Below are 16,587 nucleotides of genomic sequence, written 5' to 3'. Positions count from 1 at the left end.
CGGGCTGGTACCCGGAAAATCAGCAGGATCCAGGTGGCGTGGTTCAGTCGCTGTGTTCGGACTTTTCCAGGTTTGCTGTGGCTTTTGCCGATCAGTCCCCTAACCGAGGGTGACCAAGCATGCAAGAAAGCGTGATGCAGCGCATGTGGGAAAGCGCCCACCTTTCAGGTGGTAACGCTGCATATGTGGAAGAGCTTTATGAGCTCTACCTGCACGACCCTAACGCTGTGCCAGAAGAGTGGCGCACCTACTTCCAGAAGTTGCCCGCCGACGGCAGCACCGCTACCGATGTATCGCACTCTACAATCCGCGACCATTTCGTACTGCTGGCAAAGAACCAGCGCCGCGCCCAACCGGTATCCGCCGGGAGCGTGAGCAGTGAACACGAGAAGAAGCAGGTTGAAGTTCTGCGACTGATCCAGGCCTATCGTATGCGCGGCCATCAGGCTGCCAAGCTCGACCCGTTGGGGTTGTGGCAGCGTCCTGCGCCCGTAGACCTGTCGATCAATCACTACGGCTTGACCAATGCCGACCTTGATACGACCTTCCGTACCGGTGACCTGTTCATCGGCAAAGAGGAAGCGAGCCTACGCGAAATTTTCGATGCGCTGCAGAAGACATATTGTCGCACCATCGGCGCCGAGTTCACCCACATCGTCGATTCCGAGCAGCGCAGCTGGTTCCAGCAGCGTCTGGAAAGCGTTCGTGGCCGTCCTGAATTCTCCGCTGACGTGCAGACTCACCTGCTCGAGCGCGTCACCGCGGGCGAAGGCCTGGAAAAGTACCTGGGCACCAAGTACCCGGGGACCAAGCGTTTCGGTCTCGAGGGCGGCGAAAGCCTGATCCCGATGCTGGACGAAATGATCCAGCGCTCCGGCTCCTACGGCACCAAGGAGGTCGTGATCGGCATGGCCCACCGCGGCCGCCTGAACGTGCTGGTCAACACCTTCGGCAAGAACCCGCGCGAGCTGTTCGACGAGTTCGAAGGCAAGAAGATGAACGAGCTGGGCTCCGGTGACGTGAAGTATCACCAGGGCTTCTCCTCCAACGTGATGACCCCCGGTGGCGAAGTCCACCTGGCCATGGCGTTCAACCCCTCCCACCTGGAAATCGTCTCGCCGGTGGTGGAAGGTTCGGTGCGCGCCCGCCAGGACCGTCGCAACGACACCGTGGGTGACAAGGTTCTGCCGATCTCGATCCACGGTGACGCTGCGTTCGCCGGGCAGGGCGTGGTCATGGAAACCTTCCAGATGTCGCAGACTCGCGGTTTCAAGACCGGCGGGACCGTGCACATCGTGATCAACAACCAAGTTGGCTTCACCATCTCCAACCCGCTGGACTCGCGCTCCACCGAGTACGCTACCGACGTCGCCAAGATGATCCAGGCGCCGATCCTGCACGTGAACGGCGATGATCCGGAAGCGGTGCTGTTCGTCACCCAGCTGGCCATCGACTATCGCATGCAGTTCAAGCGTGACGTGGTCATCGACCTGGTCTGCTACCGTCGTCGCGGCCACAACGAGGCCGACGAACCGAATGGTACCCAGCCTCTGATGTACCAGCAGATCAGCAAGCAGCGCACCACCCGTGAGCTGTACGCCGACGCGCTGATCCAGGCCGGTCGCATCGATGCCGAGCGCGCCCAGGCCAAGATCGACGAGTACCGCAACGCCCTGGACAACGGTCTGCACGTGGTCAAGAGCCTGGTCAAGGAGCCGAACCGCGAGCTGTTCGTCGACTGGCGTCCGTACCTGGGCCATGCCTGGACTGCACGTCACGACACCCGCTTCGACCTCAAGACCCTGCAGGACCTGTCGGCCAAGCTGCTCGAGCTGCCGGAAGGCTTCGTCGTCCAACGTCAGGTCGCGAAGATCTACGAAGACCGCCAGAAGATGCAGGCCGGTGGCTTGCCGATCAACTGGGGTTACGCAGAGACCATGGCCTACGCCACCCTGCAGTTCGAAGGTCACCCGATCCGCATGACCGGCCAGGACATCGGTCGTGGCACCTTCTCGCACCGCCATGCGGTGTTGCACAACCAGAAGGACGCCAGCACCTACGTACCGCTGCAGAATCTGTTCCCGGGCCAGCCGAAGTTCGAGCTGTACGACTCCTTCCTGTCGGAAGAGGCGGTACTGGCCTTCGAATATGGCTACTCCACCACCACGCCGAACGCGCTGGTGATTTGGGAAGCCCAGTTCGGTGACTTCGCCAACGGTGCTCAGGTCGTGATCGACCAGTTCATCACCAGTGGCGAGCACAAGTGGGGTCGTCTGTGCGGCCTGACCATGCTGCTGCCGCATGGCTATGAAGGCCAGGGTCCCGAGCACTCCTCGGCGCGTCTGGAGCGTTACCTGCAGCTGTGCGCCGAGCACAACATCCAGGTCTGCGTACCGACCACTCCGGCTCAGATCTACCACCTGCTGCGTCGCCAGGTCATCCGTCCGCTGCGCAAGCCGCTGATCGTCCTGACGCCGAAGTCGCTGCTGCGCCACAAGCTGGCCGTCTCGACCCTGGAAGATCTGGCCGAAGGTTCGTTCCAGACCGTTATCCCGGAAATCGACACTCTCGATCCGGCCAAGGTCGAGCGCCTCGTGCTGTGCAGCGGCAAGGTCTACTACGATCTGCTGGAAAAGCGCCGTGCCGAAGGCCGCGAAGACATCGCCATCGTGCGTATCGAGCAGCTGTATCCGTTCCCTGAGGACGACCTGGTGGAAATCCTGGCGCCTTACACCAACCTCAAGCACGCGGTCTGGTGTCAGGAAGAGCCGATGAACCAGGGCGCCTGGTACAGCAGCCAGCATCACATGCGCCGTATCCTGACCCGCCACAACAAGGCGCTGGTCCTGGAATACGCCGGTCGCGACGCTTCCGCCGCGCCAGCCTGTGGCTACGCTTCGATGCACGCCGAGCAGCAGGAAAAACTGCTGCAGGATGCTTTCACTGTCTAACGCCTTCGCGCACCTGAAACCGAATTTAAGGAAACACTGATAATGGCTATCGAGATCAAAGCCCCAACCTTCCCGGAATCGGTCGCCGACGGCACCGTTGCCACCTGGCACAAGAAGCCGGGCGATGCCGTCAAGCGTGACGAGCTGATCGTCGACATCGAGACCGACAAGGTCGTCCTGGAAGTTCTGGCCACCGCCGACGGCGTGCTGGGCGACATCGTCAAGGGCGAGGGCGATACCGTCCTGTCCGACGAAGTCCTGGGTTCGATCGTTGAAGGTGGCGCTGCCGCCGCCGCCCCTGCTGCCGCCCCGGCCGCTGCTGCTCCGGCTGCCGCTGCCGCGGACGCTGGCGAAGAAGACCCGATCGCCGCTCCAGCCGCTCGCAAGCTGGCTGAAGAGAACGGCATCGATCTGGCTTCGGTTGCCGGCACCGGTAAAGGTGGCCGCGTCACCAAGGAAGACGTGGTTGCCGCCATCGCCAACAAGAAGGCCGCGCCTGCCGCCGCTCCGGCTGCCAAGCCTGCCGCTGCTGCGCCAGTGGTCACCGCCGCAGGCGATCGCACCGAGAAGCGTGTGCCGATGACCCGTCTGCGCGCCAAGATCGCCGAGCGTCTGGTCGAAGCCCAGTCGAGCATGGCCATGCTGACCACCTTCAACGAAGTGGACATGACCGAAGTCATGGCCCTGCGCTCGAAGTACAAGGACCTGTTCGAGAAGTCCCACAACGGCGTACGCCTGGGCTTCATGTCGTTCTTCGTCAAGGCTGCCACCGAAGCACTGAAGCGCTTCCCGGCCGTCAACGCCTCGATCGATGGCAACGACATCGTCTACCACGGTTATGCTGACGTCGGCGTTGCCGTCTCCAGCGACCGCGGCCTGGTGGTTCCTGTCCTGCGCAACGCCGAATCGATGTCGCTGGCCGAGATCGAGAACGGCATCGCCACCTTCGGCAAGAAGGCCCGCGAAGGCAAACTGGCCATCGAAGAGATGACTGGCGGTACCTTCACCATCACCAACGGTGGTACCTTCGGCTCGATGATGTCGACCCCGATCGTCAACCCGCCGCAGGCTGCCATCCTGGGCATGCACAACATCATCCAGCGTCCGATGGCCATCAACGGCCAAGTGGTCATTCGCCCGATGATGTACCTGGCGCTGTCCTACGATCACCGCCTGATCGACGGCAAGGAAGCGGTAACCTTCCTGGTGACCATCAAGAATCTGCTGGAAGATCCGGCTCGTCTGCTGCTGGACATCTAATCGCGCAGCTGCAAGCTGCAAGCGGCAAGCTTCACGTCGAAGCTTGCCAGTCTTGCGGCTTGCAACTTGCCGCTTGAAGCTAAAAAGGAATCTTTTATGACCCAGAAATTCGACGTAGTGGTGATTGGTGCAGGTCCTGGCGGCTACGTGGCCGCGATCAAGGCTGCTCAGCTCGGCCTCAAGACCGCCTGCATCGAGAAATACACCGACGCCGAGGGCAAACTGGCCCTGGGCGGTACCTGCCTGAACGTGGGTTGCATTCCTTCCAAGGCCCTGCTGGACAGCTCCTGGAAGTACAAGGAGGCCAAAGAGAGCTTCAACGTCCACGGTATCTCCACTGGCGAAGTGAAGATGGACGTTGCTGCGATGGTTGGACGCAAGGCTGGCATCGTCAAGAACCTGACCGGTGGTGTTGCCACCCTGTTCAAGGCCAACGGTGTTACCTCCATCCAAGGTCACGGCAAACTGCTGGCTGGCAAGAAAGTCGAAGTCACCAAGGCTGACGGCACCACCGAAGTCATCGAAGCCGAGAACGTGATTCTGGCCTCCGGCTCGCGTCCGATCGACATTCCGCCTGCTCCGGTCGACCAGAAAGTCATCGTCGATTCCACCGGCGCCCTGGAATTCCAATCGGTACCGAAGCGTCTGGGCGTCATCGGCGCAGGCGTGATCGGTCTGGAGCTGGGTTCGGTATGGTCCCGCCTGGGTGCCCAGGTGACCGTCCTGGAAGCCTTGGACACCTTCCTGATGGCCGCTGACACCGCGGTTTCCAAGGAAGCCCAGAAGACCCTGACCAAGCAAGGCCTGGACATCAAGCTGGGCGCCCGTGTGACTGGCTCGAAGGTCAATGGCGAAGAAGTCGAAGTCACCTACACCGACGCCAATGGCGAGCAGAAGATCGTCTTCGACAAACTGATCGTGGCCGTAGGCCGTCGTCCGGTGACCACCGACCTGCTGGCTGCCGACAGCGGTGTGACCATCGACGAGCGTGGCTACATCTACGTCGACGACTACTGCGCGACCAGCGTACCGGGCGTCTACGCCATCGGTGACGTGGTCCGTGGTCTGATGCTGGCGCACAAGGCCTCGGAAGAGGGCATCATGGTCGTCGAGCGCATCAAGGGCCACAAAGCCCAGATGAACTACGACCTGATTCCGTCGGTCATCTATACCCACCCGGAAATCGCGTGGGTCGGCAAGACCGAACAGGCCTTGAAGGCCGAGGGCGTTGAGGTTAACGTGGGCACCTTCCCGTTCGCGGCCAGCGGCCGTGCGATGGCAGCCAACGATACCGGCGGTTTCGTCAAGGTTATCGCCGATGCCAAGACCGACCGCGTCCTGGGTGTTCACGTGATCGGCCCATCGGCCGCCGAGCTGGTTCAGCAAGGCGCGATCGCAATGGAATTCGGCACCAGTGCCGAGGATCTGGGCATGATGGTCTTCAGCCATCCGACCCTGTCCGAAGCGCTGCATGAAGCAGCGCTGGCTGTGAATGGCGGCGCCATTCACGTCGCCAACCGTAAGAAGCGTTAATTATAAGAAACCACGGCGGGCTGCCCGTCGTGGGTCTTGCGTGCAAGACTCACCGCGGAACGTCCGCCGGACCGGATCACACGGGAAACCCGGGGTCAACGGTCACAGGTGGTGCGGCGCCAGTGATGGCGCAGCGCCGAAGCGCAGTACCTAACGAAGACGGTAAAAAGCATGAATCTTCACGAGTATCAGGGTAAACAGCTGTTCGCTGAATACGGCCTGCCAGTTTCCAAGGGTTTCGCAGTCGATACCCCTGAGCAAGCTGCAGAAGCCTGCGACAAGATCGGCGGTTCCGAGTGGGTCGTAAAGGCCCAGGTCCACGCTGGTGGTCGCGGTAAGGCGGGCGGCGTCAAGCTGGTTCGCAGCAAGGAAGACGCCAAGGCGTTCGCTGCACAGTGGCTCGGCAAGAACCTGGTCACCTACCAGACCGATGCCAACGGTCAACCAGTTTCCAAGATCCTGGTCGAATCCTGCACTGACATCGCCAAAGAGCTGTACCTGGGCGCTGTAGTCGATCGTTCGAGCCGCCGTATCGTGTTCATGGCTTCCACCGAAGGTGGCGTGGACATCGAGAAAGTCGCTCACGAAACTCCCGAGAAGATCCTCAAGGCTACCATCGATCCGCTGGTCGGCGCTCAGCCGTTCCAAGGTCGTGAACTGGCGTTCCAGCTGGGTCTGGAAGGCAAGCAAGTTCAACAGTTCGCCAAGATCTTCGTTGGCCTGGCCAAGCTGTTCAAGGATCACGATCTGGCCCTGCTGGAAGTGAACCCGCTGGTCATCAAGGCCGACGGCGACCTGCACTGCCTCGATGCCAAGATCAACATCGACGCCAACGCCATGTACCGTCAGCCAAAGCTGAAGACCTTCCACGACCCGTCCCAGGACGACGCCCGTGAAGCTCACGCTGCCAAGTTCGAACTGAACTACGTTGCCCTGGAAGGCAACATCGGCTGCATGGTCAACGGTGCCGGTCTGGCCATGGGTACCATGGACATCGTCAACCTGCACGGCGGCAAGCCAGCCAACTTCCTCGACGTTGGCGGTGGTGCTACCAAAGAGCGCGTTACCGAAGCGTTTAAGATCATTCTGTCCGACAGCAATGTCGCGGCCGTTCTGGTCAACATCTTCGGCGGCATCGTTCGTTGCGACATGATTGCCGAAGGCATCATCGGTGCAGTGAAAGAAGTCGGCGTTAAAGTTCCGGTCGTCGTTCGCCTCGAAGGCAACAACGCCGAACTGGGCGCTAAAGTACTGGCAGAAAGCGGTTTGAACATCATTGCGGCAACCAGCCTGACCGACGCTGCTCAACAAGTTGTCAAAGCTGCGGAGGGCAAGTAATGAGCGTCCTGATCAATAAAGACACCAAAGTCATCTGCCAGGGTTTCACCGGCTCGCAGGGTACTTTCCACTCCGAACAAGCCATCGCCTACGGCACCAAGATGGTTGGCGGCGTAACCCCAGGCAAGGGTGGCACCACGCACCTGGGCCTGCCGGTATTCAACACCGTGAAGGAAGCGGTTGAGGCCACCGGCGCCGAAGCTTCGGTCATCTATGTTCCGGCTCCGTTCTGCAAAGACTCGATCCTGGAAGCTGCCTTCGGTGGCATCAAGCTGATCGTCTGCATTACCGAGGGTATTCCTACCCTCGACATGCTGGACGCCAAGGTCAAGTGCGACGAGCTGGGTGTACGCCTGATCGGCCCTAACTGCCCAGGTGTCATCACCCCGGGCGAGTGCAAGATTGGCATCATGCCAGGCCACATCCACCTGCCAGGCAAGGTCGGTATCGTTTCCCGTTCCGGCACCCTGACCTACGAAGCGGTCAAGCAGACCACCGACGCAGGTTTCGGTCAGTCGACCTGCGTTGGTATCGGTGGTGACCCGATCCCAGGCTCCAACTTCATCGATATCCTGAAGCTGTTCCAGGAAGATCCGCAGACCGAAGCGATCGTTATGATCGGTGAAATCGGCGGTTCTGCTGAAGAAGAAGCCGCGGCCTACATCAAGGCCAACGTGACCAAGCCTGTCGTTTCCTACATCGCCGGCGTTACCGCGCCTGCGGGTAAGCGCATGGGCCACGCTGGCGCCATCATCTCCGGTGGCAAGGGTACTGCGGACGAGAAGTTCGCCGCCCTCCAGGACGCTGGTGTCAAAACCGTGCGTTCCCTGGCCGATATCGGCAAGGCGCTGGCCGAGCTGACCGGTTGGGAAATGAAGAAGTAATACGCTTTACCCCCCACGCGCACAAAGGCCACCCTCGGGTGGCCTTTGTCGTTTCAGGGGATTACTTCCATCTTAATGACGTTATCCATGTCAGAGATCATCCCGCTCGAGATCAGAAGAGCGGATGAAAGAAAACTTCATGGAAGCATTGCTGAGTAGGAAACCCGAACCGGCCGTCCTGTTGGAACAGGTGAGGTGTACCGACATGCGTGCATTCGTCAACGCCGCATGGCAGGGTTTTGATCAACGCATGAAAGACCAGGGCGAGCCTGGGAGCAAGGCCATGTTGTGTGGCACGGTCGCTCATTTCAGTGAGCGTCTACGACTCAATGCCCCACATGAACCTGTTGCACTGGATGTCACGCGGGTGCGCTCGACAGCGGATCATCTGTATTCCACTTCGGGTTACAGCATCTGGTTTGCACCCCAGGGCTTCGAATACCCCCTATGGCTGTTCAACCGCGAATCCGACCGCCTGTGCAACGGTGTGAAGGTGGAGGTGACACCCCAAGCGCCCGTGCTTGTAGACGGTGCTTGTAAGGTGGTGGCGCTATGCCCAGGTGAACGGCCAGAGCGTCTGGTCTTCAGCCTGAACCTGCCAAGCCCCGGCAGTGACATCGAGGTGTTCGACCGCACCACGCTGGCACGTATCGCCTGGTTTCCCGCCGATCCGCAGGTTTCGCGCTTTCTTGTGTGGCTCGATGCACTCCAGCGCATCGAGGATCCGTATCTGGAAGCTGTGGCAGGTGAGCTGATCTATCACCACCATTCGGCTGTCCGTTGGCGGGCTTTCGAGGTGTTGATGAGATTGGCTCCAGGGCATCTTGAGCATTATCTGAAGGTCCTTCGCTCACTATCCGACCCTGCACTCGATGACATGCTGTCGAACTACCTTGGGCTGGGGGCGGCATGAAACTGGACACCTTCATCGAGCGACTCGAGCAGCGGGATCTTGAGCGAGAGCAGGACGCGATCAGCGCCGACCTTCTGGCGCTTGCGCAGAATCGCAGCCTGCTTGGGGAGTGCATGTATGAGCACATCCAGCAACACGCCTTCAGCCGGGGGGAGCAGGTGTACAGCCCGTACGGTTTTGCGTTGCATGCCTCGCAGTACGTCTCGCTGCGAATGACCTGCTGGTTGCCGGCCCAAGCGCAGGCTGAGCGGCAAACCTTCATCTATGGCGTGCCGCATACCCATGATTTCGAACTGTATGCCGTGGGTTATCAAGGCTGCGGCTACCGAACCATGAAGTACCCGATACTCAATGCAGCGCAGGTCGACGCGCGGACTAGGCCCGTACTGGGCGAGCCTGAAGAAGTTCGCTTGAGCCCAGGCAAGCTCCTACATATGCGTGCCTTTGAGGACCTGCATTATCAGATTCCTCCCGAGGAGTTTTCCCTGTCGTTGGCATTGATGGTCGCTGTTCCTGCCGCGAGCCGAAATGGGCGGCAGGAGTGGTGTTTCGATGAGCAACTGCGGCCGATCTATTCGGGACTTGGTTCGCAGGAACAACATATACACCAGCGCATCCAGGCGCTGTGGCAAGCACATCAATCCTGATGTAAACCGTGAAAAAGGTAGAAAATCATGCACAAACCTGTTTGGGCGCAAGCCCGTCTATACAGCGCTGGTAGCGAAACCTTGCCGCAGACCGGCGTCGACTCCGAAATTTTTTGTTCCGGTGACGGTGGTTTTTACACCGGGCCACGCTACAACTTTGGCAACATTCATGAAATCAAACGCTTTTGGCAGAGCGTTGGGGTAGACGCGGCTGACAAACCGCTTTGAGGAATGACCTGCCGAGGACAAGCCGGCGTTTTCGGCAGGTTTGTGTAACTTGTAAGAAAAATCGATCGATTTGATAGGGATTTTAAGGCAGACGGGCCTGATCCTATATGCCAGCATTAACCGTGTCACAGAGTCACCCAGACGACAAGAACATACGCACATCGGACAAGCAGGCCTGTGCCAGTGCGTTTACCGGGTAAAACGGTTAACCTACGCGTTCACTCTGTGCCCGTCCCCCAAAAGGGAACGACACGCTAAACGGGTCTGGCCTATCAAGCCGGGCAGCATTTTCCCATACCCCTGGGGAAATCCCTTCTCGAACCCCGATTTCAGCAGTGTGGTACTACCCTAAATGAAAGTGTTGAAAGGCCAGGATATCCTGGCGCTTGGCTTTATGACGTTTGCGCTTTTCGTCGGCGCGGGCAACATCATCTTCCCGCCTATCGTTGGTTTGCAATCCGGCCCACATGTCTGGATGGCAGCCCTTGGCTTCCTCGTCACCGCTGTGGGTCTGCCGGTCATCACCGTGGTTGCCCTGGCCAAGGTCGGCGGCGGCATGGACGCTCTGAGCAGCCCGATCGGCAAGTTCTTCGGCGGCCTGCTGGCGGCCGTGTGCTACCTGTCGGTGGGCCCGTTGTTCGCCACCCCCCGTACAGCTACAGTCTCGTTCGAGGTCGGTGTGGCACCGCTGACGGGTGAAAGCCCGTTGGCCCTGTTCATCTACAGCCTGGTCTACTTCATCGTGGTGCTGGCCGTGTCGATGTATCCGGGCAAGCTGCTCGATACCGTCGGCCGGTTCCTGGCCCCGTTGAAGATCATTGCCCTGGCTGTGCTGGGCATCGCTGCCTTCGCGCTGCCGGCCGGTACCATCGGTGAGGCGCAGCCGGCCTATGTGGCCGCGCCGTTCTCCCAAGGCTTCATCAATGGCTACCTGACCATGGACACCCTGGGTGCGCTGGTCTTCGGGATCGTCATCGTCAATGCCATCCGCTCGCGCGGTGTGGAGTCGCCGAAGCTCATCACCCGTTACGCCATCATCGCTGGCCTGATCGCTGGCGTGGGCCTGGCGCTCGTGTACATCAGCCTGTTCCGATTGGGTGCCGGCAGCCATGACATCGCCATGGGTGCGACCAACGGCGCTGCGGTCCTGCATGCTTACGTGCAGCACACCTTCGGCTCGCTGGGCAGTGGCTTCCTCGCGGTGCTGATCGCACTGGCATGCCTGGTGACCGCCGTGGGCCTGACCTGCGCCTGTGCCGAGTACTTCAGCCAGATCCTGCCGCTGTCCTACCGTGCACTGGTAGTGATCCTGGCCGGTTTCTCGCTGCTGATCTCCAATCTCGGCCTGACCAAGCTGATCCTGTTCTCGATCCCGGTGCTGACCGCCATCTACCCGCCCTGCATCGTTGTGGTGGGCCTGAGCTTCGTCAAAGAGCTGTGGAACTCGCCGGTGCGCATCCTGGCGCCGGTAATGCTGGTGTCGCTGCTGTTCGGCATGGTCGATGCCATCAAGGGCAGCAACCTGGCGCACATGCTGCCGGGCGCCATGGCCCATCTGCCGCTGAGCGATCAGGGCCTGGCCTGGCTGGTGCCGTCGGTCATCACCCTGGGCCTGGCCGTGGCATGCGATCGCATGCTGGGCAAGCCCCGCGAGGCGCTGGCCTGATACGTTGAAGCCAGAGCGCTGGCGCCGGCCACAAGCCAAAGGGCGCCAGTCGATGGTCAAAACGCCAACCCCGTATCCATTCGGATACGGGGTTTTTTTCTTGCTACGTTTTGTTTCCAGAGCGTGTCTTTTCTGACCGCCGTGCGTCGAAAAGCGGACTTCAATATTCTCAGGACTTGAACGATCAGGAGCCTGCATGAGCTTCATTCAAAGCAATCTGAGCCACTGGGTAGCGGCCTGCTGGTTCGCCCTCTGCTGGGGTGGCTACACCCGCTATGCGATTTGGAAGGGGCGCGACACAGCGTGCCTGGCCAGCGTGCTGCACTTGTACCGGGAAGACTGGATGCGCCGCATGCTGATGCGCGACAACCGCATCGCCGACGCCAGCGTGATCGGTAATCTGGAGCGTAACGCCTCGTTCTTCGCCTCCAGTACGCTGATCATCCTTGCCGGTATCCTCACCGTGCTCGGGGCATCGGACCGCGCGCTGTCGTTGCTGGCCGACCTGCCTCTGGTGCAGCAGGCGTCCCAAGGCATGTCGGAAATCAAGCTGCTGGGGCTGGCAATGGTGTTCGTCTATGCCTTCTTCACTTTTAGTTGGTGCATGCGCCAGTACAACTTCGCCGCTGTTCTGGTGGGTTCTGCGCCCATGATCGGTGAGCGACAAGTCAGTGAGTTGGAGCGCAAGGCATTTGCATCTAGAGCGGCGCGGGTATTATCACTGGCAGCCAACCAGTTCAACTTCGGGCTGCGTTCGTATTACTTCGGAATGGCCATGCTGACCTGGTTCATCAGCCCTTGGTTGTTCATGGTCACCAGTGTCTGCGTGGTGCTGATTCTCTATCGCCGGGAGTTTCATTCCGATGTGCTCGAGGTAATGGTATTCACGCCCACCGAGCCGGTGGCCGGGGAGGGGCTCAAAGAGCCTGCCAGCCCGGCTAGCTGACCCCTTCCCTGAACGCCAGGCATAAAAAAACCCGACAGTGTCGGGTTTTTTTTAAGTGCTGCTTACTGCTTGGCCGGCTCTTCGCTTGGAGCGGTTTCCGGAGCAGGAGTGGCTTCCGGAGCTGGGGTAGCAGGAGCGGCTTCTGGAGCCGGGGTAGCTGGGGCAGCTTCAGGGGCGGCTTGCTCGGTCTTGGTTTCCGGAGCCTTGTTTTCGCTCGCCTTGTCGCAAGCGGCCAGGCCCATGGCAGCGGCCAGCATCAGGGCAAAAGCAAAAGGTTTACGCATGGGGTGTCTCTCCTTGGTGGAATAACTTACTTGTTCCATTCGAGCTCAAGTAAGTGGAATAAGTTCCGCGAAGATTACAGATATATATAGCGTGGATCCAGATAGACTTTTCCTCGGATTTGTGCAGAGTGAATAGCCTCACAAAAACAGGTTGCCCCATGACAGATACAGACCTGCGGGCCATGGCCGAACGCTTTCTGTCCGCATTGAAACATTGTCAGTTATTGCAGATGCGAGTGCACCACGCCGATACCGAAGGCATGACACTGGTGCTGCCTTGGTCTGTGGCCATCGTCGGCAATCCGCAGACCGGCGCGGTGCACGGCGGTGCCCTGACCACGCTGATGGACACCACCTGTGGCATGGCCACCTTGTGCGCCCTGCCGCGCTTCGAGGTCTGCCCGACGCTGGACCTTCGCATCGACTATATGCACCCGGCCGAGGCGGGCAAGGATATCCACGGCCATGCGCAGTGCTACCGGGTGACCCGCGACGTGATCTTTACCCGCGGCACTGCCTACCAGGACGACCCGTCACGCCCGATTTGTCATGTGGTCGGCACCTTCATGCGTCTGGGGCAGGAGATCAAGGGTGGCATCCGCTTCGGCAACAGCCTCAAGGAGGAGAGGTCATGATTCCTGCTGATGTTCGCCTCCAGCTCAACGAAGCCCACGCCGTCGGCAATTACCGACCTTTGCTGGGGCTGATTCCCTACGCCGGACTCATCGGCATCGAGTGCGAGCGCCAGGGCGATGACTTGCTGTTTCGTCTGCCGGCGAGCCAGGACAACATTGGCAATCCCTTGCTGCCCGCGATCCATGGCGGGGTGATCGCAGGCTTCATGGAACTCTCCGCGGCCCTTTACCTACTGATCTACAGTGAGAGCGCCAGCATTCCCAAGATCATCGATTTCTCCATCGATTACCTGCGGGCCGGGCACTATCGCGACACGTTCGCGCGTTGTCAGCTCTGGCGCCAGGGGCGTCGAGTGACCAACGTCGCCATCACCGCCTGGCAGGCCGACCCCGACTCACCGATCGCTACCGCGCGTGCTCATTTCAAGATTGAACCGGAAAAGCCCTTGAAATAGTCAGGCCAGCCCCCATCTGCTGGACATCCGCCGCCAACGCAGCCCTTCGAGGGGCGCCAGGCGGCCACCGCCAACAGATCGGAGTTTTGAAGACCATGAGTGTGGAAACTCAAAAAGAAACCCTGGGCTTCCAGACCGAGGTAAAGCAACTGCTGCACCTCATGATCCATTCCTTGTATTCGAACAAGGAGATCTTCCTGCGTGAGCTGATTTCCAACGCCTCTGACGCCGCCGACAAGCTGCGTTTCGAAGCGCTGGCCAAGCCAGAGCTGCTCGAAGGCGACGCCGAGCTGAAGATCCGCGTGAGCTTCGACAAGGACGCCGGCACCGTGACCCTCGAGGACAACGGTATCGGCATGAGCCGTGAAGACGTCATCACGCACCTGGGCACCATCGCCAAGTCCGGCACTGCCGACTTCATGAAGAACTTGACCGGTGACCAGAAGAAGGACTCGCACCTGATCGGCCAGTTCGGCGTCGGCTTCTATTCGGCGTTCATCGTCGCCGACAAGGTCGATGTCTACAGCCGTCGCGCAGGTCTTCCTGCCGCCGAGGGTGTCCACTGGTCGTCCAAGGGTGAAGGCGAGTTCGAAGTCGCCACGCTCGACAAGCCGCAACGCGGTACCCGTATTGTCCTGCACTTGAAGAAGGGCGAAGAAGAGTTCGCCGATGGTTGGCGCCTGCGCAACATCGTCAAGAAATACTCCGACCATATTGCTCTGCCGATCGAACTGCCCAAGCAGCACGTCGAGACCGCCGAAGGCGAAGAAAAGCCTGCCCAGGAATGGGAAACCGTCAACCGCGCAAGCGCCCTGTGGACCCGTCCGCGTACCGAGATCAAGGACGAGGAGTACCAGGAGTTCTACAAGCACATCGGCCATGACTTCGAGAACCCGCTGGCCTGGAGCCACAACAAGGTCGAAGGCAAGCTGGAGTACAACTCGCTGCTGTACGTGCCGGCCCGCGCACCGTTCGACCTGTACCAGCGCGAAGCGCCGCGTGGCCTGAAGCTGTATGTGCAGCGCGTATTCATCATGGACCAGGCCGAGTCGTTCCTGCCGCTTTATCTGCGTTTCATCAAGGGCGTGGTCGATTCCAATGATCTGTCGCTGAACGTCTCGCGCGAAATCCTGCAGAAGGATCCGATCATCGACTCGATGAAGTCGGCCTTGACCAAGCGCGTGCTGGACATGCTGGAGAAACTGGCGAAGAACGAGCCTGAACAGTACAAGAGCTTCTGGAAGAACTTCGGTCAGGTGATGAAGGAAGGCCCGGCCGAAGACTTCGCCAACAAGGAGAAGATTGCCGGCCTGCTGCGCTTTGCCTCGACCGCCGACGAAAGCGGCGAGCAGAGCGTTGCGCTGGCGGACTACCTGGCCCGCGCCAAGGAAGGCCAGGACAAGATCTACTACCTTACCGGCGAGTCCTATGCACAGGTCAAGAACAGTCCGCATCTGGAAGTCTTCCGCAAGAAAGGCATCGAGGTTCTCCTGCTGACTGACCGCATCGACGAGTGGCTGATGAGCTACCTCAACGAGTTCGACGGCAAGGCCTTTGTCGATGTCGCCCGTGGCGACCTGGACTTGGGCAAGCTGGACTCCGAGGAAGACAAGAAGGCCCAGGAAGAAGTCGCCAAGGAGAAGGAAGGCCTGGTCGAGCGCCTGAAGACCGCCTTGGGTGAGAGTGTCGCCGAAGTGCGTGTCTCGCATCGTCTGACCGACTCGCCGGCGATCCTTGCCATCGGCGAGCAGGACCTGGGCCTGCAGATGCGCCAGATCCTCGAGGCCAGTGGTCAGAAGGTGCCGGATTCCAAGCCGATCTTCGAGTTCAACCCGAGCCACCCGCTGATCGAGAAGCTGGATAACGAACAGAGCGAGGACCGCTTTGCGGAGCTTTCCCACATCCTGTTCGACCAGGCTGCGCTGGCAGCGGGTGACAGCTTGAAGGACCCGGCGGCCTACGTTCGTCGCCTGAACAAGCTGTTGGTCGAATTGTCTGCTTGAGTTGAAGACAAAGCCCGCTTCGGCGGGCTTTTTTCATGGTGCAAGGAGGAGTTTGATGAGCAAGGTAATCGTCGAATCGCTGGTCTATCACCATGCGGGCAAGGCTTACGAGAGCCGTCTGGTCTATGAGCCGGGCGCGCTGCCCCAGCCGGGCCTGGTGATGGCGCCGAACTGGATGGGCGTCGGCGAAGGCGCCGAACGGATTGCCAAGGAAGTGGCCAGTCAGGGGTATGTGGTGCTGGTCGCTGACCTTTACGGACAATCGGTTCGTCCATCCAATGCCGACGAGGCGGGCGCGGCGATGATGCCGCTCAAGAATGACCGTGGCGAACTGCGCAAGCGCATGCAGGAAGCCTTGGCACAATTGCTCGGGCAGTCCAAGGCATTGCTGGAGCCGGGCAAGGTGGCGACCTTTGGCTTCTGTTTCGGTGGTTGCTGCGCCCTGGAGCTGGCCCGTACCGGCGCCGACCTACGGGCGGCAGTGTCGTTCCACGGGACGCTGGATACGCCGAACCCGGCCGATGCCCAGCGCATAAAAGGCTCTGTGCTGGTGTTGCACGGTGCTTCCGACCCGCTGGTGCCCAAGGAGCAGTTGCCGGCGTTCGAGGAGGAGATGAACGCGGCCAAGGTCGACTGGCAATTGCTCAGTTATGGCGGTGCGGTGCACTCGTTCACCGACCCGTCCGCCAACGTGCCCGGCAAGATGCAATACGACCGCCGTACCAGCGAGCGTGCGTTCCGTGCCATGCATAACCTGCTGGACGAAGTGTTCCAGCGCTGACTGGGCAAGGGCTGCGCGGCAGCCCATCGCAGGCTACGCCAGCGCCCACGGATCTGCTGCGCT

15 protein-coding genes are annotated in these 16,587 nt (G+C 60.2%); 14 read left to right on the top strand and 1 reads right to left on the bottom strand.

Going from position 1 to position 16,587, the window contains the following annotated elements:
* Window positions 1-119: 119 nt before the first annotated feature.
* The 10 genes from HMPREF3173_RS14910 to HMPREF3173_RS14865 all read left to right on the top strand — a co-directional run bounded on the left by HMPREF3173_RS14910 (window position 120) and on the right by HMPREF3173_RS14865 (window position 12,366).
* Window positions 120-2,951, top strand: a complete 2,832-nt coding sequence (locus HMPREF3173_RS14910; protein WP_043211421.1) for a 2-oxoglutarate dehydrogenase E1 component — start codon at window positions 120-122, stop codon at window positions 2,949-2,951.
* Between the two features lie 42 nt (window positions 2,952-2,993).
* The gene (gene odhB / locus HMPREF3173_RS14905) at window positions 2,994-4,211 is read left to right on the top strand and encodes a 2-oxoglutarate dehydrogenase complex dihydrolipoyllysine-residue succinyltransferase (RefSeq protein WP_070574197.1); all 1,218 of its coding nucleotides are present in this window, start codon (window positions 2,994-2,996) and stop codon (window positions 4,209-4,211) included.
* A 96-nt stretch (window positions 4,212-4,307) separates the two neighbouring features.
* Entirely contained in the window at window positions 4,308-5,744 is a 1,437-nt protein-coding gene (gene lpdA / locus HMPREF3173_RS14900) for a dihydrolipoyl dehydrogenase (RefSeq protein ID WP_043211417.1), read from the top strand.
* A 171-nt stretch (window positions 5,745-5,915) separates the two neighbouring features.
* Window positions 5,916-7,082 (top strand): ADP-forming succinate--CoA ligase subunit beta, encoded by a 1,167-nt coding sequence (gene sucC, locus HMPREF3173_RS14895; protein ID WP_011534748.1) that lies wholly within the window; start codon window positions 5,916-5,918, stop codon window positions 7,080-7,082.
* Window positions 7,082-7,966 carry a succinate--CoA ligase subunit alpha gene (gene sucD, locus HMPREF3173_RS14890; protein ID WP_043211414.1) on the top strand — a complete coding sequence of 295 codons (885 nt, stop codon included), beginning with the start codon at window positions 7,082-7,084 and terminating at the stop codon, window positions 7,964-7,966. Before sucC ends, sucD begins: the two co-directional genes overlap by 1 nt.
* Window positions 7,967-8,105: 139 nt before the next feature.
* Window positions 8,106-8,879 (top strand): hypothetical protein, encoded by a 774-nt coding sequence (locus HMPREF3173_RS14885; protein ID WP_139146857.1) that lies wholly within the window; start codon window positions 8,106-8,108, stop codon window positions 8,877-8,879.
* Window positions 8,876-9,526, top strand: coding sequence for a hypothetical protein (locus HMPREF3173_RS14880; RefSeq protein WP_070574192.1), 651 nt, complete (start codon window positions 8,876-8,878; stop codon window positions 9,524-9,526). Before HMPREF3173_RS14885 ends, HMPREF3173_RS14880 begins: the two co-directional genes overlap by 4 nt.
* 27 nt (window positions 9,527-9,553) lie before the next feature.
* A complete protein-coding gene (locus HMPREF3173_RS14875; RefSeq protein ID WP_070574190.1) occupies window positions 9,554-9,754 on the top strand; it encodes a hypothetical protein in 201 nt (66 codons plus the stop codon).
* Between the two features lie 352 nt (window positions 9,755-10,106).
* The gene (gene brnQ, locus HMPREF3173_RS14870; protein WP_070574187.1) at window positions 10,107-11,420 is read left to right on the top strand and encodes a branched-chain amino acid transport system II carrier protein; all 1,314 of its coding nucleotides are present in this window, start codon (window positions 10,107-10,109) and stop codon (window positions 11,418-11,420) included.
* Window positions 11,421-11,616: 196 nt separating this feature from the next.
* Window positions 11,617-12,366, top strand: coding sequence for a DUF599 domain-containing protein (locus HMPREF3173_RS14865; RefSeq protein WP_070574185.1), 750 nt, complete (start codon window positions 11,617-11,619; stop codon window positions 12,364-12,366).
* A gap of 62 nt (window positions 12,367-12,428) precedes the next feature.
* On the opposite strand, the gene HMPREF3173_RS14860 is transcribed toward HMPREF3173_RS14865, so the two are convergent.
* Window positions 12,429-12,650, bottom strand: a complete 222-nt coding sequence (locus tag HMPREF3173_RS14860) for a hypothetical protein (protein WP_043211402.1) — start codon at window positions 12,648-12,650, stop codon at window positions 12,429-12,431.
* A gap of 158 nt (window positions 12,651-12,808) precedes the next feature.
* Between HMPREF3173_RS14860 and HMPREF3173_RS14855 the strand changes: the two genes are divergently transcribed.
* From HMPREF3173_RS14855 to HMPREF3173_RS14840, 4 genes are all read left to right on the top strand, one after another.
* Entirely contained in the window at window positions 12,809-13,285 is a 477-nt protein-coding gene (locus HMPREF3173_RS14855; protein WP_070574183.1) for a PaaI family thioesterase, read from the top strand.
* Window positions 13,282-13,740: a PaaI family thioesterase gene (locus HMPREF3173_RS14850; RefSeq protein WP_070574181.1), complete on the top strand. Its 459-nt coding sequence runs from the start codon at window positions 13,282-13,284 to the stop codon at window positions 13,738-13,740. The genes HMPREF3173_RS14855 and HMPREF3173_RS14850 overlap by 4 nt, the downstream gene beginning before the upstream one ends.
* A 95-nt stretch (window positions 13,741-13,835) precedes the next feature.
* Window positions 13,836-15,743: a molecular chaperone HtpG gene (gene htpG, locus HMPREF3173_RS14845; protein WP_043211396.1), complete on the top strand. Its 1,908-nt coding sequence runs from the start codon at window positions 13,836-13,838 to the stop codon at window positions 15,741-15,743.
* Window positions 15,744-15,798: 55 nt separating this feature from the next.
* Window positions 15,799-16,524 carry a dienelactone hydrolase family protein gene (locus tag HMPREF3173_RS14840; protein WP_043211395.1) on the top strand — a complete coding sequence of 242 codons (726 nt, stop codon included), beginning with the start codon at window positions 15,799-15,801 and terminating at the stop codon, window positions 16,522-16,524.
* Window positions 16,525-16,587: the final 63 nt, after the last annotated feature.

The organism is Pseudomonas sp. HMSC08G10, from assembly GCF_001808425.1.
Taxonomy (GTDB): domain Bacteria; phylum Pseudomonadota; class Gammaproteobacteria; order Pseudomonadales; family Pseudomonadaceae; genus Aquipseudomonas; species Aquipseudomonas guariconensis.
This window is presented reverse-complemented; position numbering and strand designations above follow the sequence as displayed.